Origin of the sequence: Streptomyces sp. NPDC093065 (genome assembly GCF_044754585.1) — a bacterium.
GTDB lineage: Bacteria > Actinomycetota > Actinomycetes > Streptomycetales > Streptomycetaceae > Streptomyces.
On the sequence record NZ_JBIVPJ010000027.1, the window covers coordinates 61,805 to 86,137 of the forward strand.

Sequence of the window (24,333 nt, forward strand, 5' to 3'; positions counted from 1 at the left end):
TTCGGGTGTCACTCGGCGCCTCGTACGGCGTAGTTGAGCACCTTCTCGCTCAACAGGTCCTCCATCTCGTCCAGCAGCAGGAGCACCTCGCGGGAGACCTCGGAGGGCTTTCCGCCGCCGACCATGCGGTGGCCGATCTCCACCATCACGGTGCCGTGCAGCCAGTTGATCTGACCGGCCATCAGGGCGGGCAACGGGTCCTCGGCCGGGGCGCCGGTCTCCTCCCGGAGGGTCTGCTCCAGGTTGACGAGGACCTCCTGGCCGATGGCCCACATCCGGGACCGCAGGGCCGGCGACTCGTGCACGACTTTCATGAACCCGGCGTATCCGTCCATCAGGCCGACGCGCGGCGAGACCGACTCGACCTCGTCGCGCAGTTCCCGCAGGACGGCGCCGGTCGCGGACTCCCCGCCGCGCCGCCCGCGCACCCAGCGCGAGAGCCGGTCGATCACGCCCTTGGAACGGTCGAGGAACAGGTCCTCCTTGGCCGGGAAGTAGTTGTAGACGGTGTTGACGGAGACGTTCGCAGCGTCCGCGACCTCCGCCACCGTCACCGCCTCGAAGCCGCGCTCCAGGAACAGTCCCGTGGCGACATCCGAGATGTACTGCCGGGTCTGCCGCTTCTTCCGTTCCCTGAGTCCCTCGGCCATGCACGCATCCTACCTGCGCCGACATCCCCGACTGGGGACACTGGAAACTTGGGGTCATTGCAAACTTCGAGTCACTCTGTTTTTCTGGAACGCATGGCAATCATCAGTACGGCCGGCCTGGCCCGCACCTTCGCGACCAAGCAGGGTCCGGTCGAGGCGGTGCGCGGCATCGACCTCACCGTCCGCGAGGGCGAGATCCTGGGCTTCCTCGGGCCCAACGGCGCCGGCAAGACCACCACCCTGCGGATGCTCACCACCCTCCTCGCCCCCACCGGCGGCGCGGCCACCGTCGCCGGGCACGACCTTGCGACCGACCCGGCCGGGGTGCGCGCGGCGTGCGGGTACGTGGCGCAGTCGGGCGGGGTGGACCCGCAGATCACGGTGCGGGAGGAACTGGTCACCCAGGGCCGCCTGTACCGGCTGACCAGGGCGCGGGCCGCCGAACGCACCGACGAGCTGGCCCGCGAGCTGGGCCTCACCGGGCTGCTCGACCGCAAGTGCGGCGCGCTCTCCGGCGGGCAGCGGCGCCGGCTGGACATCGCGATGGCGCTCACGCACCGCCCGAAGGTGCTCTTCCTGGACGAGCCGACGACCGGCCTCGACCCGGGCAGCCGCGCCGACCTGTGGGACCTGGTCCGCCGGCTGCGCGACGAGCACGGCACCACGGTCTTCCTGACCACCCACTACCTCAACGAGGCCGACGCCCTCTCCGACCGCCTGGTCGTCGTGGACGGCGGCGTGGTGGTCGCCGAGGGCACTCCGGCCGCCCTGAAGCTCGAGTACGGCGGCTCGCCCGACGCCTCGCTCCAGGACACCTTCCTGGCCGTCACCGGCCGCAGTGCGGCTCCGGCCGACGCCACACCCGTAGCCGTCTAGCACCCCTGGGAAACCCGATGCTGCTCCACGACACCGGCCTCGTCTACGGCCGCTATCTGCGCCAGTCCCTGCGTTCCCGCTTCGCGCTGCTGTTCGGGGTGCTGATGCCGCTGCTGTACCTGCTCTTCTTCGGTCCGCTGCTGACCAGCCTGCCGCTGGGCGCGCGGGGCAGCTCCTGGCAGGTGCTGGTCCCCGGCCTGCTGCTGCAACTCGGCCTGTTCGGGGCCTCCTTCGCGGGCTTCTCCCTAATCATCGAGAAAGGCCAGGGCGTGGTCGAGCGGATGCGGGTGACGCCCGTCAGCCGCCTGGCGCTGCTCCTTGGCCGGGTCCTGCGGGACGCCAGCGTCTTCGCCTTCCAGGCGGTGCTGCTGGTACTGGCGGCGCTGGTGATGGGCCTGCGCGCGCCGCTGCCCGGCGTGCTGGTCGGCTTCGCGTTCGTCGCGCTGCTCACGGTCTCGCTGGCGTCGCTGTCGTACGCGCTGGCGATGAAGGTCAGTACGCCGCAGGAGTTCGGGCCCACGATCAACGCGCTGACGATGCCGTCGATGCTGCTGTCCGGCCTGATGCTTCCGATGACGCTCGGCCCGGCGTGGCTGGACGTGCTCTCCCACCTGATGCCGTTCCGCTATCTGGTGGACGCGGTGCGGGACGCGTACGTCGGCTCCTACGCGACGGCGCACATGCTGTACGGCACGCTCGTCGCCCTCGCCTTCACCGCACTGGCCGTGACCGCGGGCACACGTGTGTTCCGCACCGCCGGGGCCTGACTACGCTGGCCCGATGGTCAACCTGACGCGCATCTACACCCGGACCGGCGACCAGGGCACCACCGCCCTCGGCGACATGAGCCGGGTCCCCAAGACGGACCTCAGGATCTCCGCGTACGCCGACGCCAACGAGGCGAACGCGGTGATCGGCACCGCCATCGCTCTCGGCGGCCTGCCGGAGGAGGTCGTCAAGGTCCTCGTCCGCGTCCAGAACGACCTGTTCGACGTGGGCGCGGACCTCTCCACGCCGGTCGTGGAGAACCCGGAGTTCCCGCCGCTCAGGGTCGAGCAGTTCTACGTCGACAAACTGGAGGCCGACTGCGACCGCTACCTGACCGAGGTGGAGAAGCTCCGCTCCTTCATCCTCCCCGGCGGCACCCCCGGCGCGGCCCTGCTCCACCAGGCGTGCACGGTGGTGCGCCGGGCCGAGCGCTCCACGTGGGCGGCGCTGGAGGCCCACGGCGAGACGATGAACCCGCTCACCGCGACCTACCTGAACCGCCTCTCCGACCTGCTCTTCATCCTGGCCCGCGTGGCCAACAAGGAGGTCGGCGACGTGCTGTGGGTGCCGGGCGGGGAGCGCTAGGCGCTGCGCGGGGAAGGGTGTGACGGCCGTGGGTCGTCTAGTCACATCGTCGTGACTGGTCGCGCGGTTCCCCGCGCCCCTTCGGGACGCTGCCGGCCTCGGCCGTCGGCGTGCCCGCCGGGGCCCTCTTCGGCCAGATCAGGTAGGTGAGGGCGATCAGGCCGTGGATGCCGGCGGCGCGCAGGGCCGTCCACTGGAAGGAGCGCAGCGACGAGGTGTCGCCGTCGCCGCCGACGTACCGGACGGCGCCCTGGAGCAGCGCGCAGGCCACCGCCGCGCCCAGCACCGTGCGCAGCCACAGCCGGCCCTCGTGCCGCGCCCGGGGCATGCCGTGGCGCGGGGGCCTGGCCGGGGGCGGACCACCGCCCAGGCGGTGGGCGGCGTGGCCGTCGAGCCAGCGGATCGTGTAGTGGCCGTAGGCGACGGTGTAGCCGATGTACAGCGCCGCCAGGCCGTGCTCCCAGCCCGGCTCGGCGCCGTTCTTCAGGTCGTACGCCGTCACGGCGAACAGCACCAGTTCAAGGACGGGCTCGCACAGCAGCAGGACCACACTGGTGCGCCGCCACTTCAGCAGGTAGCGGGCACCCAGGCCGAGGGCCAGCAGGACCCAGAAGCCGACCTCGCAGGCGATGATCAACGCGACGACCACGACGCACTCCCCTCGTTCACTCTTCCAGGCTCCCGTCGGAATCCGCCGGGTTCGTCGTCGGCGGTGACGAACCTCCGGTACATCGAAAGATGCAGTGCGGGACCCTTCCCGGGGATCAGGCGGGCGGGGCGCGGGGCGTGTTGGATGGTGGCATGGCCGCACGACTCCCCCGCCCGCGCCGCTTCGACGTGTACGCCGCGTCGGCGGGGCTCCTCGGCGGGCTGCTGCTGTGGGGCATCGGCCTGGGCATGCGGCCGGCCGACGAGCCGGCCGTCCTGTTCGGCGGCCGCTGGCCGCTGCTGGCCCCCCTCGCCGTCATGGCGGGCTGCGAGCTGCTGCGCCGGGCGGCGCCGCGCACCGGGCTGATGATCGGCACCGTCGCGCTGATCGCGGACTCGCTCACGCAGGGCAGCCTGGCCACGGTGATCATGTACACCGACGTGATGTACGCCGCCGTGCTGTACGGCCCGCCCGGCTCGGCCCGCCGCATCCCGTGGATCACCGGGTTGCTCACGGTGGCCGGGACGGTGGTGCCGTACGCGGTGCTGCGCGTGCCCGAGGCGCTGCTCATCGGAGTCGCCGTGGGCATCGTGTCCTTCGCGCCCGCCTCCACCGGCCTGATCGTGCGCAACCACCGCCAGGCCGCCGACGCCGCCCTGCTGCGGGCCGAGCAGACCGCGCTGCTGGCCGAGACGGACCGGGTCCAGGCCGTGACCGCGGAGCGTTCCCGGATGGCCCGCGAGCTGCACGACATGGTCGCCAACCATCTTTCCGCGATCGCCATCCACTCCACGGCCGCGCTCTCCCTGGACGACGCGGCGACCACCCGGCAGGCGCTCGGCGTGATCCGCGAGAACAGCGTGGCGGGGCTGGCCGAGATGCGACGCCTGATCGGCATCCTGCGCGACGACGGCGGGGACACCGAGCCCGCCGCCGCGCCCACCCTCGACGGGCTCGGCGCACTGGTCGACGGCGCCCGCGCCAACGGTCTCGACGTCACCCTGGACGCGTCACCCGGCGAGAACCTGCCCGCCCCGGTCGAGCTGGCCGCGTACCGGATCGTGCAGGAGTCGCTCACCAACGCGCTCAAGCACGCCTCGAAGGGCCCGGTCCGGGTCCTGATCGACCGGCACGAGGGCGCCCTGCGAGTCCGGGTGACCAGCCCGTACGGCGACCGGGACACCCCGCGCGCCCCCGGCTCGGGCGCCGGTCTGGTCGGGATGCGGGAGCGGGCCGCGCTGCTGCACGGCACCTTCGAGGCGGGTGCGGTGGCGGACCCCGCCTTGGCGGGCGACAAGATCTGGGCCGTACGCGCCACCCTCCCCCTGACCGAAGGAGACCTCGCATGATCCGCGTCCTCGTCGCCGAGGACCAGTCCGCCGTCCGCGCGGGGCTGGTGCTGATCCTGGGCAGCGCACCGGACATCGAGGTGGTCGGGGAGGCCGCGGACGGGGAGCGGGCGGTGGAGCTGGCCCGGGAGCTCCGTCCCGACCTGGTGCTGATGGACGTGCAGATGCCGCGCCTGGACGGGGTGTCGGCGACCCGGGTCGTGGTCGGGGAGCAGCTCGCCGACGTGCTGATGCTGACCACCTTCGACCTGGACGAGTACGTCTTCGGGGCGCTGCGGGCGGGGGCCGCCGGGTTCCTGCTGAAGAACACCGAGGCGAACGACCTGATCGCGGCCGTGCGCACGGTGGCGGGCGGTGAGGGGATCGTCGCCCCGGCCGTCACCCGGCGGCTGATCGCCGAGTTCGCCGCGAAGCCGGTGCGGGAGCCGGCCGCCGACCCGGCGGTGCTGCGGGACCTGACCCGGCGTGAGCGCGAGGTGCTGTCCTGCCTCGGCGATGGCCTGTCCAACGCCGCGATCGCCGAGCGGCTGGAGATGGCCGAGGCCACGGTGAAGACGCACGTCAGCCGGCTGCTGGGGAAGCTGGGCCTGCGCAGCCGGGTCCAAGCGGCGGTGCTGGCGCAGGAGTTGGGGATCTAGTTTCCCCTCTCGATCACGGGCTCAACCGCACCTCGCCACATTGGTCCAGACCTATTGACCTATGGTCCAGACCTTTCTATTCTCGCCGCACTGCGGGCATGAGGCTCAGTCATGCCCTCGACAACATCCCCATATAAGGAGGCGCACATGCGCTTCAGACACAAAGCCGCGGCACTCGCAGCGACCCTGGCGCTTCCCCTCGCCGGCCTGGTCGGCCTCGCGAGCCCGGCCCAGGCGGCCACGAGCGCGACGGCCACCTTCGCCAAGACCTCGGACTGGGGCACGGGCTTCGGCGGCAGCTGGACGGTGAAGAACACCGGCACCGCCTCCCTCAGCTCCTGGACCGTCGAGTGGGACTTCCCCTCCGGCACCAAGGTCACCTCCGCCTGGGACGCCACCGTCACCAACTCCGGCGACCACTGGACCGCCAAGAACGTCGGCTGGAACGGGACGCTCGCCCCCGGCGCCTCGGTCTCCTTCGGCTTCAACGGCAGCGGCCCCGGCTCCCCGTCCGACTGCAAGCTCAACGGCGGCAGCTGCGACGGCACCTCCGTCCCCGGCGACGAGGCCCCCTCCGCGCCCGGCACGCCCACCGCCTCGAACATCACCGACACCTCGGTGAAGCTGTCCTGGTCGGCGGCCACCGACGACAAGGGCATCAAGAACTACGACGTCCTGCGGGACGGCGCGACGGTCGCCACCGTCACCGGCACCACCTACACGGACAACGGCCTCACCAAGGGCACCGACTACTCGTACACGGTCAAGGCCCGCGACACCGCCGACCAGACCGGTCCGGTCAGCGGCTCCGTGAAGGTCACCACCACCGGCGGGGGTGGCGACGACGGCGGCAACCCGGGCACCGGTGACGAAGTCAAGATGGGCTACTTCACCAACTGGGGCGTCTACGGGCGCAACTACCACGTGAAGAACCTGGTCACCTCCGGCTCCGCCGACAAGATCACGCACATCAACTACGCCTTCGGCAACGTCCAGGGCGGCAAGTGCACCATCGGCGACTCCTACGCCGACTACGACAAGGCGTACACCGCCGACCAGTCCGTCGACGGCGTCGCCGACACCTGGGACCAGCCGCTGCGCGGCAACTTCAACCAGCTGCGCAAGCTGAAGGCGAAGTACCCGAACATCAAGATCCTCTACTCCTTCGGCGGCTGGACCTGGTCCGGCGGCTTCCCCGACGCCGTGAAGAACCCGGCCGCGTTCGCGAAGTCCTGTCACGACCTGGTCGAGGACCCGCGCTGGGCCGACGTGTTCGACGGCATCGACCTGGACTGGGAGTACCCGAACGCCTGCGGTCTCAGCTGTGACGAGACCAGCACCCCGAACGCCTTCAGCAACATGATGAAGGCCATGCGCGCCGAGTTCGGCCAGGACTACCTGATCACCGCGGCCGTCACCGCCGACGGCTCGGACGGCGGCAAGATCGACGCCGCCGACTACGGCGAGGCCTCGAAGTACATCGACTGGTACAACGTGATGACGTACGACTTCTTCGGCGCCTGGGAGAAGAACGGTCCGACCGCTCCGCACTCGCCGCTCAACGCGTACGACGGCATCCCGCAGCAGGGCTTCAACACCGCGGACGCCATGGCGAAGTTCAAGTCCAAGGGCGTCCCGGCCGGCAAGCTGCTGATCGGCATCGGCTTCTACGGCCGCGGCTGGACCGGCGTCACGCAGTCCGCGCCCGGCGGCACGGCCACCGGCCCGGCGGCCGGCACCTACGAGGCGGGCATCGAGGACTACAAGGTCCTCAAGAACAGCTGCCCGGCCACCGGCACCATCGCCGGCACCGCCTACGCCCACTGCGGCACCAACTGGTGGTCCTACGACACCCCGGCCACCATCAAGTCGAAGGTGGACTGGGCCGAGCAGCAGGGCCTCGGCGGCGCCTTCTTCTGGGAGTTCAGCGGCGACACCACCAACGGCGAACTCGTGAGCGCCATCGACAGCGGCCTGAAGTAATCCTCAGGGGCCCGGCGTTCCCAAGGGCCCAAGCGACGTTGACGCTCCCCCAGACTTCGTCCGGGGTGCCCCCCACACAGCGAGTGAATGTGGCTACGCCACATTCACTCGCTGTCCGGGCGGGGCTGCTTCCAGCCACGCGAGGAATCCGGTCAGCGCGTCTTCGCTCATCGCCAGTTCGAGCCGTGTGCCCCGGTGCAGACAGGCCAGGACCACGGCGTCGGAGAGCAACGCCAGTTCCTCCTCGCCGTCCGGCACCCGGCGGCCGGCCACCTCGATCGCCGAGCGTTCGAGCACGCGGCGCGGGCGGGGGGAGTACGAGAAGACGCGGTACCACTCGACCCGGTCGCCGTTGTAGCGGGCCACCCCGTAGGCCCAGCCCTTGCCGCCGGTGTCGCCCTCCTTGGGGGCGTCCCACCGCAGCGAGCAGTCGAAGGTGCCGCCCGAGCGCTGGATCAGCCGGCGGCGCAGACCGAAGACGAAGAGCCCGATCACCACCAGGGCGACCACGATTCCGCACACAGTCAGAGCGAGGGCCATCGACACCGACCTCCTCGTCTCCTAGGTAACGGAACGGAAAAAACACCCGGATCTGCCTCAGCCGCGGCCGGGTCCGGATGACTCCGGTCCCAGCCGCGGCTGAGTGACGTCATGGCACGACGCTATCGCACAGTGCTGTGGATCAGCGTCCCGCCGCAGCGCGCAGTCGGACGTCCGCGCGGCGCTCGGCGTGGGCGTCGCCCTCCGTCTTCGCGCGCTCGAGCTCCCGCTCGGCACGGTGGACGTCGATCTCGTCCGCCAGCTCGGCGGTCTCGGCCAGCAGCGACAGCTTGTCGTCGGCGAACGAGATGAAACCGCCGTGCACCGCGGCGACGACCGTCCCGCCGTCACTCGTACGAATGGTCACCGGGCCCGACTCCAGCACACCGAGCAGCGGCTGGTGACCGGGCATGACGCCGATGTCGCCGGACGTGGTGCGCGCGACGACCAGGGTGGCCTCGCCGGACCAGACCTCTCGGTCGGCCGCGACCAGCGCGACGTGCAGCTCAGCAGCCAAGGTGGCTCCTCGGGTCACCACCCGGCCGGAGAGCCGGGTGTTGGTTACAAGTCTAAGGGGCGTGCCGGAGGGGGCGGGACGCGCCCGCCCCCTCCGGGTGGTGGGCCGTGCGGCTCACCGTGAGCCGGGGCTCAGGAGACGCCCAGCTCCTTGGCGTTGTTCTTCAGGTCCTCGATGCCACCGCACATGAAGAACGCCTGCTCCGGGAAGTGGTCGTACTCGCCGTCGCAGATCGCGTTGAAGGCCGCGATCGACTCCTCCAGCGGGACGTCCGACCCGTCGACGCCGGTGAACTGCTTGGCGACGTGGGTGTTCTGGGACAGGAAGCGCTCCACGCGACGGGCGCGGTGGACGACGAGCTTGTCCTCTTCGCCCAGCTCGTCGATGCCGAGGATCGCGATGATGTCCTGCAGGTCCTTGTACTTCTGCAGGATGTTCTTCACGCGCATCGCGGCCTGGTAGTGGTCCGCCGCGATGTACCGCGGGTCGAGGATGCGGGACGTCGAGTCCAGCGGGTCCACGGCCGGGTAGATGCCCTTCTCGGAGATCGGACGGGACAGCACCGTCGTCGCGTCGAGGTGGGCGAAGGTGGTGGCCGGGGCCGGGTCGGTCAGGTCGTCCGCGGGGACGTAGATCGCCTGCATCGAGGTGATCGAGTGACCACGGGTCGAGGTGATGCGCTCCTGGAGGAGACCCATCTCGTCGGCCAGGTTCGGCTGGTAGCCCACCGCGGAGGGCATGCGGCCGAGCAGGGTCGACACCTCGGAACCCGCCTGGGTGAAGCGGAAGATGTTGTCGATGAAGAACAGCACGTCCTGCTTCTGGACGTCGCGGAAGTACTCGGCCATGGTCAGGCCGGCCAGCGCGACGCGCAGACGGGTGCCCGGCGGCTCGTCCATCTGACCGAAGACCAGCGCGGTCTTGTCGATGACGCCGGACTCGCTCATCTCGTCGATGAGGTCGTTGCCCTCACGGGTGCGCTCACCGACACCGGCGAACACGGAGACACCGTCGTGGTTGTTGGCGACGCGGTAGATCATCTCCTGGATGAGCACCGTCTTGCCGACGCCGGCGCCGCCGAACAGACCGATCTTGCCGCCCTTGACGTACGGGGTCAGCAGGTCGATGACCTTGACGCCGGTCTCGAACATCTCGGTCTTCGACTCGAGCTCGTCGAAGTTGGGCGCCTTGCGGTGGATCGGCCAGCGCTCGCCGTCGTACTGCTCGTCGACGTTCAGGACCTCGCCGAGGGTGTTGAACACCTTGCCCTTGGTGAAGTCGCCGACGGGGACGGAGATGGCCGCACCCGTGTCGGTCACCGGGGCCTGGCGGACCAGGCCGTCGGTGGGCTGCATGGAGATGGTGCGGACCAGGCCGTCGCCGAGGTGCTGGGCGACCTCCAGGGTCAGCGTCTTGAGCTCACCCTCCTTGGCCGGGTCGGCGACCTCGACGTGCAGCGCGTTGTAGATGTCCGGCATCGCGTCGACGGGGAACTCCACGTCGACGACCGGACCGATGACCCGGGCGACGCGGCCCGTGGCCGTCGCGGTCTCAACAGTGGTGGTCATTAGTTGTCACTCCCCGCGTTCGCGTCGGCCAGGGCACTGGCGCCACCGACGATCTCGCTGATTTCCTGGGTGATTTCGGCCTGGCGGGCCGCGTTGGCAAGACGGGAGAGCGTGTTGATCAGCTCGCCCGCGTTGTCGGTGGCCGACTTCATCGCGCGGCGGGTGGCGGCGTGCTTGGAGGCAGCCGACTGCAGCAGCGCGTTGTAGATACGGCTTTCGACGTAGCGCGGCAGCAGGGCGTCGAGGACGTCCTCCGCCGACGGCTCGAAGTCGTACAGCGGAAGGATCTCGTCCTTCGCGCCGCCCGCGGCGGCAGCCGCAGACGTCTGCGTCTTCGCGACCTCGTCGAGGCTCAGCGGCAGCAGCCGGGAGTCGACCGCCGTCTGCGTCATCATCGAGACGAACTCGGTGTAGACGATGTGGAGCTCGTCCACGCCGCCCTCGGCCGTGCCCTTCTCGATGGCCTCGATCAGCGGCGCCGCGACCTTCTTGGCGTCCGCGTACGCCGGCTCGTCGGTGAAGCCCGCGAACGACTCCACGACCTTGCGCTCGCGGAAGTTGTAGTGGGCCAGACCGCGCCGGCCGACGATGTACGTGTCGACCTGCCGGCCCTCACGCCCGAGGCGCTCGGTCAGCTGCTCCGCCGCCTTGATGGCGTTGGAGTTGAAGGCGCCGGCCAGACCGCGGTCGCTCGTGAGGAGCAGGACCGCGGCACGGGTCGGGTTGTCCGCCTCCGTGGTGAGCGGGTGCTTCGTGTTCGACCCGGTACCGACCGCCGTGACCGCTCGGGTGAGCTCCCGCGCGTACGGCGTGGAGGCCGCCACCTTGCGCTGCGCCTTGACGACGCGCGAGGCGGCGATCATCTCCATCGCCTTGGTGATCTTCTTGGTCGCGGTGACGGATCGGATGCGACGCTTGTAGACCCGGAGCTGGGCTCCCATGAGTCAGGTCCCTTCCTTACGTCACTTGGCGGCGGACGGGGCGTCCTCGCCGAGCAGCTTGCCGTCCGAGGTCTCGAACTGCTTCTTGAACGCGGCGACGGCGTCGTCGATGGCCTGGATGGTGTCGTTCGACATCTTGGCGCCCTCCTTGATGGAGGTCATGAGGCCCTGCTCCTGGCGGTGCAGGTACTCGAGCAGCTCCTTCTCGAAGCGGCGGATGTCGGCGACCGGCACCTCGTCCATCTTGCCGTTGGTACCGGCCCAGACGGAGACGACCTGGTCCTCGGTGGCCATCGGCTCGTACTGGTTCTGCTTGAGCAGCTCGACCATGCGCTGACCGCGCTCCAGCTGCGACTTCGAGGCCGCGTCCAGGTCGGAACCGAAGGCGGCGAACGCCTCCAGCTCGCGGAACTGGGCGAGGTCCACGCGCAGTCGGCCGGAGACCTGGCGCATCGCCTTGTGCTGGGCGGAGCCACCGACGCGGGAGACCGAGATACCGACGTTCAGGGCCGGGCGCTGACCGGCGTTGAACAGGTCGGACTCAAGGAAGCACTGGCCGTCGGTGATCGAGATGACGTTGGTCGGGATGAAGGCCGACACGTCGTTGGCCTTGGTCTCGACGATCGGCAGGCCGGTCATCGAGCCGGCGCCCTCGGCGTCGGAGAGCTTCGCGCAGCGCTCCAGCAGACGGGAGTGCAGGTAGAAGACGTCACCCGGGTAGGCCTCGCGGCCCGGCGGGCGGCGCAGCAGCAGCGACACGGCGCGGTAGGCGTCGGCCTGCTTCGACAGGTCGTCGAAGATGATCAGGACGTGCTTGCCCTCGTACATCCACTGCTGGCCGATGGCCGAGCCGGTGTACGGCGCCAGGTACTTGAAGCCGGCCGGGTCGGACGCCGGGGCGGCCACGATGGTCGTGTACTCCAGCGCGCCGTTCTCCTCCAGCGCGCCGCGCACGGACGCGATGGTGGAGCCCTTCTGGCCGATGGCGACGTAGATGCAGCGGACCTGCTTGTTCGGGTCGCCGGTGCGCCAGTTGTCGCGCTGGTTGATGATCGTGTCGACGGCCAGGGCGGTCTTGCCGGTCTGCCGGTCGCCGATGATCAGCTGACGCTGACCGCGGCCGATCGGGGTCATGGCGTCGACGGCCTTGTAGCCGGTCTCCATCGGCTCGTGCACCGACTTGCGCTGCATGACCGTGGGGGCCTGCAGCTCGAGGGCGCGGCGGCCGGACGTCTCGATCTCGCCGAGGCCGTCGATCGGGTTGCCGAGCGGGTCGACAACGCGGCCGAGGTAGCCCTCGCCGACGGCCACGGAGAGGACCTCACCGGTACGCGAGACCGGCTGCCCCTCCTCGATGCCGCTGAACTCACCGAGGACGATGGCACCGATCTCGCGCTCCTCGAGGTTGAGGGCGAGGCCGAGGGTGCCGTCCTCGAACTTCAGCAGTTCGTTGGCCATGGCCGAGGGCAGGCCCTCGACCTTCGCGATGCCGTCGCCGGCAAGGGTGACCGTACCGACCTCCTCGCGCGAGGCCGCGTCCGGCTTGTACGACTGGACGAAGTTCTCCAGTGCGTCCCGGATCTCCTCCGGCCGGATCGTGAGCTCCGCCATCTGAGTTCCCTGCTCTCCTTGTTGGGCCCGAAGTTTCACTTGGGGGGTATTCCACGAGTCGGGACTCCCCCCAATGAGAGGTGAATCCTCTGCACGGCCCAACCAGGGCCGTCGTAAGTACGTACTGCTACTGCTCTGTTACTGATGTGCTGCTGTGCTGTTGTCGCGACCGCCGTCGCGGGAGGCGTCAGCTCGCCAGGCGGCGGCCGGCGTCCTCCAGACGGTCCGCGATGGAGCCGTTGATGACCTCGTCACCGACCTGCACCCGGATCCCGCCGAGAACCTCGGGGTCCACGTCGAGGTTGAGGTGCATCGGCCGGCCGTAGACCTTCGCGAGGGCCGCGCCGAGGCGCTGCTTCTGCGTGTCGCTCAGCGGCACCGCCGAGGTGACCACGGCGACCATCCGGTCCCGCCGCTCGGCGGCGAGCTTGGACAGGGACTCGAGTCCCGACTCCAGGCTACGTCCACGCGGCGCGGTGACAAGGCGCGTCACCACACGCTCGGTGGTCCGCTCCGACCGGCCGCCGAGCAGGTCGCGCAGCAGCTCGCCCTTGGCCGCGGTGGTGGCCGACCGGTTGGTGAGCGCGGCACGCAGCTCGGTGTTGGAGGAGACGATCCGGCCGAACCGGAACAGCTCGTCCTCCACGTTGTCGAGCCGGCCCCGCTTCTGGGCGGCGGTGAGGTCGGCGGTGTTCGCCAGCTCCTCCAGCGCGTCCACCAGGTCGCGGGACTGCGACCAGCGGGAGCGCACCATGCCGGCCACCAGGTCGACGGCCTGGCCGCTGACCTGGGTGCCGAGGAGACGCTGGGCGAGCTCGGCCTTGGCCTCGCCCGACTGCGCCGGGTCGGTGAGGACCCGACGCAGCGACACCTCGCGGTGGAGCAGCGCGGTGACGGCGGCCAGCTCGTCGGCGAGCGAGCCGGCGTCCACGGACGTGGAGTCCGTCAGCGCGTCGAGACGCTCGCGTGCGGCGGCAAGAGCCTCGCGGCTCGCTCCGTGCATCCCACTCATCGGGTTGCCTCGGCCGTCGTCGCCTTGTCGTCCAGCTCGTCCAGGAAGCGGTCGATGACGCGGCTCTGGCGGGCGTGGTCCTCGAGGGACTCGCCGACGAGCTTGCCGGCCAGCTGAGTGGCCAGCTGTCCGACGTCCTGGCGCAGCGCGGACGCGGCGGCCTTGCGGTCGGCCTGGATCTGGGCGTGACCGGCGGCGATGATCTCCTCACGCTGCCGCTGGCCTTCCGCGCGCATCTCGGCGATGAGCGTGGCGCCCTGCTCCTGCGCCTCCTGACGCAGTCGCGCGGCCTCGTGCCGGGCCTCGGCGAGCTGCGCCTTGTACTGCTCGAGGACGCTCTGGGCCTCGGTCTGCGCGGCCTCGGCCTTCTCGATACCGCCCTCGATGGCCTCGCGGCGCTCTTCCAGAACCTTGTTGATGTTCGGGAGGAGCTTCTTGGCGAGGAAGCCGAAGACGATGACGAAGGCGATCAGGCCGATGACGAGCTCCGGCCACGGCGGGATGAGGGGGTTCTCCTTCTCACCCTCAGCCGCCAGGAAAACCAGGGCGGAAGTCACATCAATGCCTTTCGTCGAAAGGGTCGGTCGTCAGTCTTCGTCTTAGTAGACGAAGGGCATGACGAGACCGATGAGGGCGAGCGCCTCACAGAAGGCGAAGCCGAGGATCTGGTTGGCGCGGATCAGGCCGGCCGCCTCGGGCTGACGGGCGAGGGCCTGGGTGCCGTTACCGAAGATGATGCCGACGCCGACGCCGGGGCCGATGGCGGCCAGACCGTAACCAACGGAGCTGAGCGAACCGTCGACAGCGGCAAGGGTAGTGGACATGCCAGTTCTTCCTTCTCTTTACGGACCGGTGGGGGTTGGCCACCGGACGGCTGGGGTGTGAGGCCGGGCGGGACTCAGTGGTGCTCGGCGAGCGCGCCCTGGATGTAGGTGCAGGTCAGCAGCACGAACACGTACGCCTGCACGGCCTGGATGAACAGCTCGAAAGCCGTCATGATGATCGTCATCACGAACGAGACGCCCGCGTAGGCGATCCCGATGCCGTTCAGCATGTACCAGCTGGCGATGGTGAAGAGCAGCAGCAGCGTGTGGCCGGCGAACATGTTGGCGAAGAGCCGCACGGCGTGCGTGAACGGGCGGACCAGCAGGTTCGAGAAGAACTCGATGGTCATCGACAGCGGCAGCACCGCGCCGAGGGACTTGTCGTAGCCGGTGACGTTCTTGAAGAAGCCGACGAAGCCGTGGCGCTTGAAGGTGAGCGAGACCCACAGGACGTAGACGATCAGGGCCAGGACCATCGGGTAGGCGATGATCGAGGTGACCGGGAACTGGGCGACCGGGATGACCGACCAGAGGTTCATCATCCAGACGAAGAAGAAGAGCGTCACGACGAGCGGGACGTACTTCTCGCCTTCCTTCTTGCCGATCGTCTCGTAGACCACGCCGCGACGGATGAAGTCGTAGCCGGACTCGGCGACCATCTGGAACTTGCCCGGGACAACCTTCGGCTTGTTGAAGGCGGCCCAGAAGAAGCCCACGATGACGAGTGAGCCGAGCAGGGCGAGCAGCATCGGCTTGTTGAAGTACATGCCGTTGCCGTCTGCGTTGCCCCAGAGCGGCTCGAAGAGGAACGAGTGCAGGCCGGGAGCCGGGAAGCCACACCCGTCGAACAGGTGGCAGTCGGTCTCGAAGGCGAGCACCTGCGTCGGGTCAGCACTCACCGCGGGCTCCTTCATCGTGGCGCATGGGTACGGCAACCTCGTTGTGTCGGCGCGGCGCGTAACCGCTGTTCGGCACGGGACTGGTGTTACGGATGTGGGGGCGGCAGTGGGGCATCTCGCCTCGCGATTCAGCAGGCGTCAGCTCGGATGCCCGCGCCCGCGATGCCGCAGTTGGCACCGGACGATAGCAGGACTTCACATGCCTCTTTATCCCGGCCCTACCCCTCACGACGAGTGGCCCGTCTTCTCGGGCTTCTCGCTCGACGATTCGGGCTCGACGTAGAGGATCTTGGCCTTCATGTGCGCCCGCGTCTGCGCGGCGATCCACGCGAGCGTGACGACGACCAAAGTGATCGCGAAGGACCGGGGGTTGAACAGCGTCGTGTTCTTGAACGCGGCGAGGAAGACGAACAGCAGCAGGATCTGTGCCGCGTAGAGCATCAGGCCCATCGCCTGGAAAAGGTGCGGAAGCGATTTGGCGGTGCGCTGCAGGACGTAGAGCCCGATCCCCATGAAGAGCATCGCCAGCACGGTCGCGACGACGGCTCCGACCGCGCCCTTGCCGCCGGCGACCACGGCGCTGACGACGGCGGCTACAGCGCCGACGGCAGCCGTGGGCACGGCAGCCTGAAGCAGGATCCGGACGTCATTGGACGGCATGGCGGCAACTCCGCTTTCAACACACAGGGGGCAGGTGTCGTCATGGACGAGCGTAGCCCCGAGCCGGACGAGGTCCTCACTTACAAGAGACCGTCGCACTACGGTCCTTGGGCTCTACCCGGGGGATACTCGTGAACCGTATCACAAACTATTTGATGAGGTCTTTACCTCTGAGTGTGCTTGGTGTCACACGTGAGAGTGACCGTGCGCGTTTGTGCCATTACGGCGCCAACTTGTCTGGTAATGCGGCATTTTGCCGCTCCTACCTGGTCCGCGTACGGGATCCGACGGCGGTCGCTCCGTTGACGCCCGAGACTCCCACGGTCACGGGAACGCGTTCCTCGCCCTCGTCCTCGACCGCCGCGGTCCCGGCCTCGTCCGCGGTGGCTGCGGCCGCCCTGCGGCGCCGGTAGCGCGGCGGGACGAAGCCCTCGGCCCAGCGGGGGGCGCGCGGGGTGAAGCGCGGCAGCAGGAGCAGGACCAGGCCGATCGCGCTGAGGAAGACGACGCTCAGCACGATCCACATCGACGCCGCGTTCACGGAGTAGGCGAGCGCGCCGAACGCGATCAACGCCGAGAAGAAATACATGATCAGCACCGCGCGGCTGTGCGAGTGGCCGATCTCCAGCAGCCGGTGGTGCAGGTGCCCCCGGTCCGCGGCGAACGGCGACTGACCGCGCCAGGTGCGGCGCACGATGGCCAGGATCAGGTCGGCGGCCGGGATGGCGATGATGGTCAGCGGCATCAGCAGCGGGATGTACACGGGCACCATCTGGTGCACGGCGTTGCGTTCGGAACCGGAGAACAGCTTCATCACGTCCGGGTCGACCTGCCCGGTGACGGAGATCGCGCCTGCCGCCAGCACGAGCCCGATCAGCATGGAGCCGGAGTCGCCCATGAAGATCCGGGCCGGGTGCATGTTGTGCGGGAGGAAGCCCAGGCACATGCCCATCAGGATGGCCGCGAACAGCGAGGCGGGCGCAGCGGCTTCGATGCCGTACGAGTACCAGATCCGGTAGGCGTACATGAAGAACGCCGCCGCCGCGATGCACACCATGCCCGCCGCGAGTCCGTCCAGGCCGTCCACGAAGTTGACCGCGTTGATGGTGATGACGACGAGGGCCACCGTCAGCAGGGTGCCCTGCCACTGGGTGAGCGCCACCGTGCCGACGCCCGGCAGCGGGATCCACAGGATGGTCAGACCCTGCACCACCATCACGCCGGCGGCGATCATCTGGCCGCCCAGCTTGATCAGGGCGTCGATCTCGAACTTGTCGTCCAGGACGCCGATCAGCCAGATCAGGGCCGCTCCGGAGAGCAGGGCGCGCGGCTCGTTGGACTTCTCGAAGACCTCGCTGAGGTTGGTGAGGTGGTCGGCGACCAGCAGGCCCGCGCACAGCCCGAAGAACATCGCGATCCCGCCGAGCCGCGGAGTGGGTTCCCGGTGCACGTCGCGTGCCCGGATCTCCGGCATCGCCCCCGCCACGATCGCGAACTTCCGTACCGGCCCTGTCAGCAGATACGTCACCGCGGCCGTGATGCAGAGCGTCAGCAGGTATTCACGCACGGGCTTCCCCACAGGTCTCGCTGGCCATCCTCGACCTCACACCCTAGCGAGGCGTCTGGCGACGCACGCATACGGTTGAGGACATCCGGGTAGCGACGATGGTTGCACGTGTGGCTGTGCACGCCTGTACGGCTACCCGTCCTCAGTCCGGATACGGGGGGAATTCCGCGGTCAGGTCCCGTACGTCGGCCCGTGCCGCGACCGGGTCCGTCGTCCCGCGCAGCACCCCGGCGAGCAGCGTCGCCACCGCCCGCATCTCCCGCTCCCCCATGCCCTGCGTGGTCACCGCCGCCGTGCCCAGGCGCAGGCCGCGGGCGTCGCCGTGCGGCAGGGCGCAGCAGTCCAGGACGAGCCCGGCCGCCGCGAGCCGCCCCCGTGCGGTCTTCCCGTCGAGGCCGAGCGGGCCGGGGTCGGCGGTGAGCAGGTGGGTGTCGGTGCCGCCGGTGGTGACGACGAGGCCCTCGACGGCCAGGTGGGCCGCGAGCGCCCGGGCGTTGGCGACCACCTGGTGGGCGTAGGCGGCGTACTCGGGCGTCGCCGCCTGGCCGAAGGCGACGGCCTTGGCGGCGACGGTGTGCATCTGGGCGCCGCCCTGGGTGAACGGGAAGACGGCGCGGTCGACCCGCTCGGCCAGTTCGCTTCCGCACAGGATCATGCCGCCGCGGGGGCCGCGCAGCACCTTGTGCGTGGTGGCGCACACGATGTCGGCGTACGGCACCGGGCTGGGCGCCGCTCCCCCGGCGACCAGCCCGATCGGGTGGGCGGCGTCCGCGATGAGGTAGGCGCCCACCTCGTCGGCGATGTCGCGGAAGGCGGCGTAGTCGAGGTGGCGGGGGTAGGCGATGGAGCCGCACACGATCGCCTTGGGCCGCCGGGCGCGGGCCAGGGTGCGCACCTGCTCGTAGTCGATCAGCCCGCTCTCGGCGTCCACGCCGTAGCCGACGAAGTCGAACCAGCGGCCGGAGAAGTTGGCGGGCGAGCCGTGGGTGAGGTGGCCGCCGTGGGGCAGGCCGAGGGCGAGGACGGTGTCGCCGGGGCGCAGGAGGGCGGCGTAGGCGGCCAGCACGGCGGAGGAGCCGGAGTGGGACTGCACGTTGGCGTGCTCGGCGCCGAAGAGGGCCTGGGCGCGCTCGACGGCCAGCCGCTCGGCGACGTCGACGATCTCGCAGCCGCCGTGGTGACGGGCGCCCGGGTAGCCCTCGGCGTACTTGTTGGCCGCCGGGGAGCCGAGGGCGGCCAGCACGGCGGGGGACGTGAAGTTCTCGGCGGCGATCAGCTGCAGGGTCGTCGCCTGCCGACGGCCCTCGGCGAACAGGATCTCGGCCAGCTCGGGATCCTGGCGCGGCAGGACTCCGAGCGAGCTGTCATCGGCCTCGATGATGTCGTGGGTGACCGACATGGTGCGCTCCGGGCGTGCGTCGACGGTGACGTACGACCAATGTAGGCCCGGCACGACGAAGCCGCCCGGTGTGCCCACGGCGGGCCTACGTCCGCGCGGGAACCCCCGTCAGCGCGGTCACGACCGGGTCCAGGGCCTGGTGTATCTCGTCGCCGATCGAGCGGAAGAACGTCAGCGGGGCGCCGTACGGGTCGTACACCTCGTCCGCCTCCGCCGTCGGCGCGAGGAGCCACCCGCGTAGAGCCGCGGCCGCGCGGACCAGCGCGCGTGCGCGGACGACCACGCCGTCCTCCAGGGGAGGGAGCGTCGCCGGGTCGATGGCGTTCACCAGGCGGGTGAACTCCTTGAGGGTGAAGGTGCGCAGGCCCGCCGAGTGGCCCATGGAGATGACCTGGGCCCGGTGGTCGCGGGTCGCGGTGAGCACCAGGTCGGCGCGGATCACGTGCTCGTCGAGCAGCTCGCGGCCGGTGAACCCGGCCGGGTCGGCGCCGAAGTCCGCGAGGACCGTCTCGGCGTTCGCCTCCATGGGGGCGCCCTCGTGGCCCCAGGTGCCGGCGCTCTCCACGATCAGGCCGCCGCCCAGCACGCCGAGCCGCTCCTGCACCGCGTGCCGGGTCAGCCGCTCGGTGATGGGCGAGCGGCAGACGTTTCCGGTGCTGACGTGGAGGATGCGGAAGCTGTCGCGCGGAAGTCCGACGAACGTGGTCGTGATCTCCGCGGCGCGTTCCCCGTTGCCTATGCCACGCCCCGTCTCAGGGGCCGTCAATTCGCCACCTCGAGGTCGGGTACCACCTTGCGCAGCTCCTCCGCCGAGAGCGCGCCCGCGCGCAGCAGGACCGGCACCTCGCGGGTGACGTCGACGATGGACGACGGGACGATGCCGGGGGTGGGGCCGCCGTCGAGGTAGACGGAGACGGAGTCGCCGAGCATCTGCTGAGCGGCGTCGCAGTCCTCGGGGGCCGGGTGGCCGGTCAGGTTGGCGGAGGAGACGGCCATGGGGCCGACCTCGGTGAGCAGCTCGATGGCGACGGGGTGCAGCGGCATCCGGACGGCGACCGTGCCGCGGGTCTCGCCGAGGTCCCACTGCAGGGACGGCTGGTGCTTGGCGACCAGCGTCAGCGCGCCGGGCCAGAAGGCGTCGACCAGTTCCCAGGCCATCTCGGAGAAGTCCGTGACGAGGCCGTGCAGGGTGTTGGGCGAGCCGATGAGGACCGGGGAGGGCATGTTGCGGCCGCGTCCCTTGGCCTCCAGCAGGTCGCCGACGGCCTCCGCGGTGAAGGCGTCGGCGCCGATGCCGTACACGGTGTCCGTCGGCAGCACCACGAGCTCGCCACGGCGGACGGCGGACGCGGCCTCGCGCAGACCGGTCACTCGGTCGGTCGCGTCGTTGGTGTCGTAACGCCGTGCCATTTAGCGGGCCTCCTCGTACACGTACTGCGGGATCGAAGTCATGGGGACGCGGTCGCTCACGGCAGTGCCTTGCGGGCGGTCGCGAACCTGGGCCGGTTGTTGAGGTCGGGGTGGTCGGCGGCGTCGGCCCAGCCCCGCTCCTCGGTGAAGATCCACGGCACCTGGCCGCCCTGGGTGTCGGCGTGCTCGACGACGACCACGCCGCCGGGACGCAGCAGGCGGTGCGCGGTGCGTTCCAGGCCGCGGATGAGGTCGAGGCCGTCCTCGCCGGAGAACAGGGCCAGCCCGGGATCGTGGTCGCGGGCCTCGGGGGCGACGTACTCCCACTCGGTGAGCGGGATGTACGGCGGGTTGGAGACGACCAGGTCGACCTGCCCGTCGAGGTCCGGGAAGGCGGTCAGGGCGTCGCCCTGGCGCAGTTCGACCCTGGACCCCTCCATGTTCCTGCGCGTCCACTTCAGGGCGTCCTCGGACAGCTCCACGGCGTACACGCGCGAGCGCGGCACCTCCTGGGCGAGCGCGAGCGCGATGGCGCCCGAGCCGGTGCACAGGTCGACGATGCAGGGCTCGACGACGTCCATGGCGCGCACCGCGTCTATGGCCCAGCCGACGACCGACTCGGTCTCGGGGCGGGGCACGAAGACGCCGGGTCCGACCTGGAGCTCCAGGTAGCGGAAGTAGGCGCGGCCGGTGATGTGCTGGAGCGGCTCGCGCGCCTCCCGGCGGGCGACGACCTCCCAGTACCGGGCGTCGAAGTCCGCGTCGGGCACGGTGTGCAGCTCGCCCCGCTTCACGCCGTGCAGGTACGCGGCGAGTTCCTCCGCGTCGGTGCGCGGCGAGGGCACGCCGGCGTCGGCCAGCCGCTGGGTGGCCTGGGCCACCTCCGCGAGCAGCAGGTTCACGCTGGTCCTCCGGGGCTGAGCTGGTCGTCCGGTACGGGGTGCGGGTGCGTATGCGGTGCGTGCGGTGCGGCTGCGGGGCCTACGCGGCGGCGAGCTTGGCCGCCGAGTCGGCGTCGACGCATGCCTGGATCACCGAGTCGAGGTCGCCGTCCAGGACCTGGTCCAGGTTGTACGCCTTGAAGCCGACGCGGTGGTCCGAGATGCGGTTCTCCGGGAAGTTGTACGTGCGGATCTTCTCGGAGCGGTCGACGGTGCGGACCTGGCTGCGGCGGGCGTCCGCGGCCTCCTTCTCCGCCTCCTCCTGCGCCGCCGCGAGCAGCCTGGAGCGCAGGATACGCATCGCCTGCTCCTTGTTCTGCAGCTGGCTCTTCTCGTTCTGGCAGGAGGCGACGACTCCGGTCGGGATGTGCGTGATGCGCACGGCGGAGTCGGTGGTGTTGACGGACTGGCCGCCGGGTCCCGAGGACCGGTAGACGTCGATGCGGAGGTCGTTCGGGTTGATCTCGACGTCGATCTCCTCGGCCTCGGGGGTCACGAGGACACCCGCCGCGGAGGTGTGGATACGGCCCTGGGACTCGGTCGCGGGGACGCGCTGCACGCGGTGCACGCCGCCCTCGTACTTGAGGCGGGCCCAGACGCCCTGGCCGGGCTCGGTGGCGCCCTGGCCGCCCTTGGTCTTCACGGCGACCTGGACGTCCTTGTAGCCGCCCAGCTCGGACTCGGTGGAGTCGATGATCTCCGTCTTCCAGCCGATCCGCTCGGCGTAGCGCAGGTACATCCGCAGCAGGTCGCCCGCGAAGAGCGCCGACTCGTCACCGCCGGCGCCGGCCTTGATCTCGAGGATGACGTCCTTGTCGTCGCTGGGGTCGCGCGGGACGAGCAGCAGGCGCAGCTTCTCGGTGAGCTCGTCGCGCTGCTTGTCCAGCTCCTTGACCTCGGCGGCGAAGTCGGGGTCGTCGGCGGCGAGCTCGCGCGCGGTCTCCATGTCGTCGCCGGTCTGCTTCCAGGAGCGGAACGTGGCGACGATCGGGGTCAGCTCGGCGTACCGCTTGTTCAGCTTGCGCGCGTTCGCCTGGTCGGAGTGGACCGACGGGTCGGCGAGCTTCTTCTCCAGGTCGGCGTGCTCGGCGACGAGTTCCTCGACGGCCTCGAACATCTTGGGCTCCTGCTACTGCGTGGGAAAGGGAAGGCGGGCGACCAAAAACGCCGGTCCCGGCGCTCCCCGGGCAGGGGATGCGGCCGTGGACCGGCGGTTGGAGGCTCGCTACTTCTTGGAGCCGGCGGAAGCCTTGCCGAAGCGGGCCTCGAAGCGGGCCACGCGGCCACCGGTGTCGAGGATCTTCTGCTTGCCCGTGTAGAACGGGTGGCACTCGGAGCAGACCTCGGCGCGGATGGTGCCGCTCTCGATCGTGCTGCGGGTGGTGAACGACGCGCCACAGGTGCAGCTGACCTGCGTCTCGACGTACTCGGGGTGGATGTCGCGCTTCAAGGTGTCTCCTACTGTTCCGGGAGGGCGCCGGGTCGCAGCCGCGGGGTGCGGGAGCGTGAACCGGAGCCGACGTACCAGTCTGCCAGGACTGGGGCCATCCTCCCAAACCCGGGGGTGCCGGCTGCTATTCCCTGCGGGCCGGTGGGGGTGCTCGCGCCCGCGCGGCGGAGCCGCACATGTCACAGTCCCGCGCCTCTTACGGGGCGCTGTTCACCACGCCCTTCGCTTCACCCGTCGCCGTGCCCTCCGTGGCCGACTCCGGGATCGGGCGGTCGTTCTTCAGGGCCGTCCAGACCTGCTGGGCCTTGTCCTTCTCGACCAGGACGCGGTTGGCGTCGGCGGGGTCGTAGGCCACCGGCATGGTGACCATGTGCATCTTGTCCGGGCCGATGCCCTTCAGGCCGCTCGCGAAGGACATCAGGGAGTTCACCGAGCCGAGGTCGGAGTCGGTGGTGACGGTCTTGGTGGCGGTGTCGGCGATGTCGTACAGCTTCTTGGGGTTGCCGAGCAGGCCGACGTCCTTGACCTGGTCGACCAGGGCCTTGACGAAGGCCTGCTGGAGCTGGATGCGGCCGAGGTCGGAGCCGTCGCCGACGCCGTGCCGGGTGCGGACCAGGCCGAGGGCCTGCTCGCCGTCGAGGCGGTGGGTGCCGGCCGTGAGATCGAGGTGGCTGTCGGGGTCCTTGATGTCCTCGCTGGTGGTGACCTGGACGCCGCCGAGGTCGTCGACGAGGTGCTGGAAGCCGCTGAAGTCGACCTCCAGGTAGTGGTCCATGCGCAGGCCGCTGATCGACTCGACGGTCTTCACGGCGCAGGCGGCGCCGCCGGTGGAGTAGGCGGAGTTGAACATCACGCCGTCGGCCGCGGGGTGGTCGTCGCCGTCGGTGTCGGTGCAGTCGGGGCGGTCGACGAGGGTGTCGCGCGGGACGGAGACCACGCTGGCCTTCTTGTGCCCCTTGTAGACGTGCACGATCATCGCCGTGTCCGAGCGGGCGGTGCCGTCGTCGGTGCCGCCGCCGAGCTTCCTGTTGCCGCCGGAACGGGTGTCGGAGCCGAGGACCAGGATGTTCTCGGAGCCGTTGTCGGCCTTCTCGGGCCGGTCGGCGCCGAGCGCCTGGTCGATGTCGACGCTGGTGAGGTTGCCGTTGAGCTTGAAGTACAGGACTCCCGCTCCGGTGCCGCCCAGGACCACGATGCCGGCCGCGCTCCAGGCCGCGACGAGCAGGGCCTTGCGCCGGCCCGTTCTGGGCCTGCGGCGGCGGCCCTTGCCCCGGCGGCCGGGTCCGGTGGGGCGGGACTGGCCGGGGCCGGGTATCGCGGGATCCGGCGTGCTCTCGGCGGACATGGGCTCCTCGGTGTTCGTCCGGTCGGTTACCCCCTGCGCTCAGGGTCGGGTCGGTCGGTCCGGCGGCTGGGGCGCCGGTACCTCACCATGGTCCCTCCGTAGCTCAGACGGCGGAACTCGGGACAGGGTTGCACAACGGACTGTGGCGACC

General features: G+C 70.1%; 26 protein-coding genes. 6 read left to right on the plus strand and 20 right to left on the minus strand.

Translation table 11 applies throughout. From position 1 onward, the window contains the following. Positions 1–8 precede the first annotated feature (8 nt). Positions 9–650, minus strand: a complete 642-nt coding sequence (locus ACIQFU_RS33575) for a TetR/AcrR family transcriptional regulator (protein WP_402556689.1) — start codon at positions 648–650, stop codon at positions 9–11. Between the two features lie 93 nt (positions 651–743). On the opposite strand from ACIQFU_RS33575, the gene ACIQFU_RS33580 reads away from it, so the two are divergent. The 3 genes from ACIQFU_RS33580 to ACIQFU_RS33590 are packed head-to-tail and all read left to right on the plus strand — an operon-like array spanning position 744 to position 2,879. Then, on the plus strand, positions 744–1,526 hold the full coding sequence (locus tag ACIQFU_RS33580) for an ABC transporter ATP-binding protein (protein ID WP_402556691.1): 783 nt from the start codon (positions 744–746) through the stop codon (positions 1,524–1,526). A gap of 17 nt (positions 1,527–1,543) precedes the next feature. Beyond that, positions 1,544–2,293 (plus strand): ABC transporter permease, encoded by a 750-nt coding sequence (locus ACIQFU_RS33585; RefSeq protein ID WP_402556693.1) that lies wholly within the window; start codon positions 1,544–1,546, stop codon positions 2,291–2,293. Positions 2,294–2,306: 13 nt separating this feature from the next. Continuing rightward, the gene (locus tag ACIQFU_RS33590; protein WP_402556695.1) at positions 2,307–2,879 is read left to right on the plus strand and encodes a cob(I)yrinic acid a,c-diamide adenosyltransferase; all 573 of its coding nucleotides are present in this window, start codon (positions 2,307–2,309) and stop codon (positions 2,877–2,879) included. A 37-nt stretch (positions 2,880–2,916) separates the two neighbouring features. Here the strand turns inward: ACIQFU_RS33590 and ACIQFU_RS33595 are convergent, their stop codons facing one another. After that, positions 2,917–3,528 (minus strand): hypothetical protein, encoded by a 612-nt coding sequence (locus ACIQFU_RS33595; RefSeq protein ID WP_402556697.1) that lies wholly within the window; start codon positions 3,526–3,528, stop codon positions 2,917–2,919. A gap of 152 nt (positions 3,529–3,680) precedes the next feature. On the opposite strand from ACIQFU_RS33595, the gene ACIQFU_RS33600 reads away from it, so the two are divergent. The 3 genes from ACIQFU_RS33600 (at position 3,681) to ACIQFU_RS33610 (ending at position 7,498) form a co-directional block, all read left to right on the plus strand. Continuing rightward, positions 3,681–4,877: a sensor histidine kinase gene (locus ACIQFU_RS33600; RefSeq protein ID WP_402556698.1), complete on the plus strand. Its 1,197-nt coding sequence runs from the start codon at positions 3,681–3,683 to the stop codon at positions 4,875–4,877. Next, positions 4,874–5,515, plus strand: coding sequence for a response regulator (locus ACIQFU_RS33605; protein ID WP_402556700.1), 642 nt, complete (start codon positions 4,874–4,876; stop codon positions 5,513–5,515). Before ACIQFU_RS33600 ends, ACIQFU_RS33605 begins: the two co-directional genes overlap by 4 nt. Before the next feature lie 147 nt (positions 5,516–5,662). Further along, the gene (locus ACIQFU_RS33610) at positions 5,663–7,498 is read left to right on the plus strand and encodes a glycosyl hydrolase family 18 protein (RefSeq protein WP_402556701.1); all 1,836 of its coding nucleotides are present in this window, start codon (positions 5,663–5,665) and stop codon (positions 7,496–7,498) included. A 93-nt stretch (positions 7,499–7,591) separates the two neighbouring features. Here the strand turns inward: ACIQFU_RS33610 and ACIQFU_RS33615 are convergent, their stop codons facing one another. The 18 genes from ACIQFU_RS33615 to ACIQFU_RS33700 all read right to left on the minus strand — a co-directional run bounded on the left by ACIQFU_RS33615 (position 7,592) and on the right by ACIQFU_RS33700 (position 24,182). Then, positions 7,592–8,038, minus strand: a complete 447-nt coding sequence (locus ACIQFU_RS33615; protein WP_007387649.1) for a DUF2550 domain-containing protein — start codon at positions 8,036–8,038, stop codon at positions 7,592–7,594. 142 nt (positions 8,039–8,180) lie between these two features. Continuing rightward, entirely contained in the window at positions 8,181–8,555 is a 375-nt protein-coding gene (locus ACIQFU_RS33620; RefSeq protein ID WP_402556703.1) for a F0F1 ATP synthase subunit epsilon, read from the minus strand. 131 nt (positions 8,556–8,686) lie between these two features. Further along, positions 8,687–10,123 (minus strand): F0F1 ATP synthase subunit beta, encoded by a 1,437-nt coding sequence (atpD, locus tag ACIQFU_RS33625; RefSeq protein ID WP_402556705.1) that lies wholly within the window; start codon positions 10,121–10,123, stop codon positions 8,687–8,689. Beyond that, positions 10,123–11,064: a F0F1 ATP synthase subunit gamma gene (locus tag ACIQFU_RS33630; protein WP_402556707.1), complete on the minus strand. Its 942-nt coding sequence runs from the start codon at positions 11,062–11,064 to the stop codon at positions 10,123–10,125. The genes atpD and ACIQFU_RS33630 overlap by 1 nt, the downstream gene beginning before the upstream one ends. Before the next feature lie 21 nt (positions 11,065–11,085). Further along, positions 11,086–12,675, minus strand: a complete 1,590-nt coding sequence (gene atpA, locus ACIQFU_RS33635) for a F0F1 ATP synthase subunit alpha (RefSeq protein WP_402556708.1) — start codon at positions 12,673–12,675, stop codon at positions 11,086–11,088. Positions 12,676–12,862: 187 nt separating this feature from the next. Further along, on the minus strand, positions 12,863–13,678 hold the full coding sequence (locus tag ACIQFU_RS33640) for a F0F1 ATP synthase subunit delta (RefSeq protein WP_402556756.1): 816 nt from the start codon (positions 13,676–13,678) through the stop codon (positions 12,863–12,865). Between the two features lie 5 nt (positions 13,679–13,683). Further along, positions 13,684–14,244, minus strand: coding sequence for a F0F1 ATP synthase subunit B (locus tag ACIQFU_RS33645; RefSeq protein ID WP_007387655.1), 561 nt, complete (start codon positions 14,242–14,244; stop codon positions 13,684–13,686). A gap of 42 nt (positions 14,245–14,286) precedes the next feature. After that, complete coding sequence (gene atpE, locus ACIQFU_RS33650; RefSeq protein WP_402556710.1) at positions 14,287–14,511, minus strand: ATP synthase F0 subunit C; 225 nt, start codon at positions 14,509–14,511, stop codon at positions 14,287–14,289. A gap of 74 nt (positions 14,512–14,585) precedes the next feature. Further along, positions 14,586–15,425, minus strand: coding sequence for a F0F1 ATP synthase subunit A (atpB, locus tag ACIQFU_RS33655; RefSeq protein ID WP_402556712.1), 840 nt, complete (start codon positions 15,423–15,425; stop codon positions 14,586–14,588). A gap of 210 nt (positions 15,426–15,635) precedes the next feature. Next, a complete protein-coding gene (locus ACIQFU_RS33660) occupies positions 15,636–16,070 on the minus strand; it encodes a hypothetical protein (protein WP_402556714.1) in 435 nt (144 codons plus the stop codon). A 262-nt stretch (positions 16,071–16,332) separates the two neighbouring features. Then, positions 16,333–17,637, minus strand: a complete 1,305-nt coding sequence (locus ACIQFU_RS33665) for an MraY family glycosyltransferase (protein WP_402556715.1) — start codon at positions 17,635–17,637, stop codon at positions 16,333–16,335. Between the two features lie 142 nt (positions 17,638–17,779). Further along, positions 17,780–19,036: a serine hydroxymethyltransferase gene (glyA, locus tag ACIQFU_RS33670; RefSeq protein WP_402556758.1), complete on the minus strand. Its 1,257-nt coding sequence runs from the start codon at positions 19,034–19,036 to the stop codon at positions 17,780–17,782. 85 nt (positions 19,037–19,121) lie between these two features. Continuing rightward, a complete protein-coding gene (locus ACIQFU_RS33675) occupies positions 19,122–19,802 on the minus strand; it encodes a protein-tyrosine-phosphatase (RefSeq protein ID WP_402556717.1) in 681 nt (226 codons plus the stop codon). Further along, positions 19,799–20,446, minus strand: coding sequence for an L-threonylcarbamoyladenylate synthase (locus tag ACIQFU_RS33680; RefSeq protein ID WP_030187245.1), 648 nt, complete (start codon positions 20,444–20,446; stop codon positions 19,799–19,801). Before ACIQFU_RS33680 ends, ACIQFU_RS33675 begins: the two co-directional genes overlap by 4 nt. A 56-nt stretch (positions 20,447–20,502) precedes the next feature. Continuing rightward, positions 20,503–21,348 (minus strand): peptide chain release factor N(5)-glutamine methyltransferase, encoded by an 846-nt coding sequence (gene prmC / locus ACIQFU_RS33685; protein WP_402556719.1) that lies wholly within the window; start codon positions 21,346–21,348, stop codon positions 20,503–20,505. Between the two features lie 79 nt (positions 21,349–21,427). Further along, complete coding sequence (gene prfA / locus ACIQFU_RS33690) at positions 21,428–22,504, minus strand: peptide chain release factor 1 (RefSeq protein ID WP_373902399.1); 1,077 nt, start codon at positions 22,502–22,504, stop codon at positions 21,428–21,430. Between the two features lie 108 nt (positions 22,505–22,612). Beyond that, a complete protein-coding gene (gene rpmE, locus ACIQFU_RS33695; RefSeq protein ID WP_003973638.1) occupies positions 22,613–22,837 on the minus strand; it encodes a 50S ribosomal protein L31 in 225 nt (74 codons plus the stop codon). 196 nt (positions 22,838–23,033) lie between these two features. Then, positions 23,034–24,182 carry an LCP family protein gene (locus ACIQFU_RS33700; RefSeq protein WP_402556722.1) on the minus strand — a complete coding sequence of 383 codons (1,149 nt, stop codon included), beginning with the start codon at positions 24,180–24,182 and terminating at the stop codon, positions 23,034–23,036. Positions 24,183–24,333: the final 151 nt, after the last annotated feature.

What these genes read in the sequence shown, in the direction of transcription:
- ACIQFU_RS33575 (WP_402556689.1), bottom strand. Translation starts at nt 650, where the DNA reads ATGGCCGAGGGACTCAGGGAACGGAAGAAGCGGCAGACCCGGCAGTAC.
- ACIQFU_RS33580 (WP_402556691.1), top strand. Translation starts at nt 744, where the DNA reads ATGGCAATCATCAGTACGGCCGGCCTGGCCCGCACCTTCGCGACCAAG.
- ACIQFU_RS33585 (WP_402556693.1), top strand. Translation starts at nt 1,544, where the DNA reads ATGCTGCTCCACGACACCGGCCTCGTCTACGGCCGCTATCTGCGCCAG.
- ACIQFU_RS33590 (WP_402556695.1), top strand. Translation starts at nt 2,307, where the DNA reads ATGGTCAACCTGACGCGCATCTACACCCGGACCGGCGACCAGGGCACC.
- ACIQFU_RS33600 (WP_402556698.1), top strand. Translation starts at nt 3,681, where the DNA reads ATGGCCGCACGACTCCCCCGCCCGCGCCGCTTCGACGTGTACGCCGCG.
- ACIQFU_RS33605 (WP_402556700.1), top strand. Translation starts at nt 4,874, where the DNA reads ATGATCCGCGTCCTCGTCGCCGAGGACCAGTCCGCCGTCCGCGCGGGG.
- ACIQFU_RS33610 (WP_402556701.1), top strand. Translation starts at nt 5,663, where the DNA reads ATGCGCTTCAGACACAAAGCCGCGGCACTCGCAGCGACCCTGGCGCTT.
- ACIQFU_RS33615 (WP_007387649.1), bottom strand. Translation starts at nt 8,038, where the DNA reads ATGGCCCTCGCTCTGACTGTGTGCGGAATCGTGGTCGCCCTGGTGGTG.
- atpD (WP_402556705.1), bottom strand. Translation starts at nt 10,123, where the DNA reads ATGACCACCACTGTTGAGACCGCGACGGCCACGGGCCGCGTCGCCCGG.
- ACIQFU_RS33630 (WP_402556707.1), bottom strand. Translation starts at nt 11,064, where the DNA reads ATGGGAGCCCAGCTCCGGGTCTACAAGCGTCGCATCCGATCCGTCACC.
- atpA (WP_402556708.1), bottom strand. Translation starts at nt 12,675, where the DNA reads ATGGCGGAGCTCACGATCCGGCCGGAGGAGATCCGGGACGCACTGGAG.
- ACIQFU_RS33640 (WP_402556756.1), bottom strand. Translation starts at nt 13,678, where the DNA reads ATGCACGGAGCGAGCCGCGAGGCTCTTGCCGCCGCACGCGAGCGTCTC.
- atpE (WP_402556710.1), bottom strand. Translation starts at nt 14,511, where the DNA reads ATGTCCACTACCCTTGCCGCTGTCGACGGTTCGCTCAGCTCCGTTGGT.
- atpB (WP_402556712.1), bottom strand. Translation starts at nt 15,425, where the DNA reads ATGAAGGAGCCCGCGGTGAGTGCTGACCCGACGCAGGTGCTCGCCTTC.
- ACIQFU_RS33660 (WP_402556714.1), bottom strand. Translation starts at nt 16,070, where the DNA reads ATGCCGTCCAATGACGTCCGGATCCTGCTTCAGGCTGCCGTGCCCACG.
- glyA (WP_402556758.1), bottom strand. Translation starts at nt 19,036, where the DNA reads ATGTCGGTCACCCACGACATCATCGAGGCCGATGACAGCTCGCTCGGA.
- ACIQFU_RS33680 (WP_030187245.1), bottom strand. Translation starts at nt 20,446, where the DNA reads ATGGCACGGCGTTACGACACCAACGACGCGACCGACCGAGTGACCGGT.
- prfA (WP_373902399.1), bottom strand. Translation starts at nt 22,504, where the DNA reads ATGTTCGAGGCCGTCGAGGAACTCGTCGCCGAGCACGCCGACCTGGAG.
- ACIQFU_RS33700 (WP_402556722.1), bottom strand. Translation starts at nt 24,182, where the DNA reads ATGTCCGCCGAGAGCACGCCGGATCCCGCGATACCCGGCCCCGGCCAG.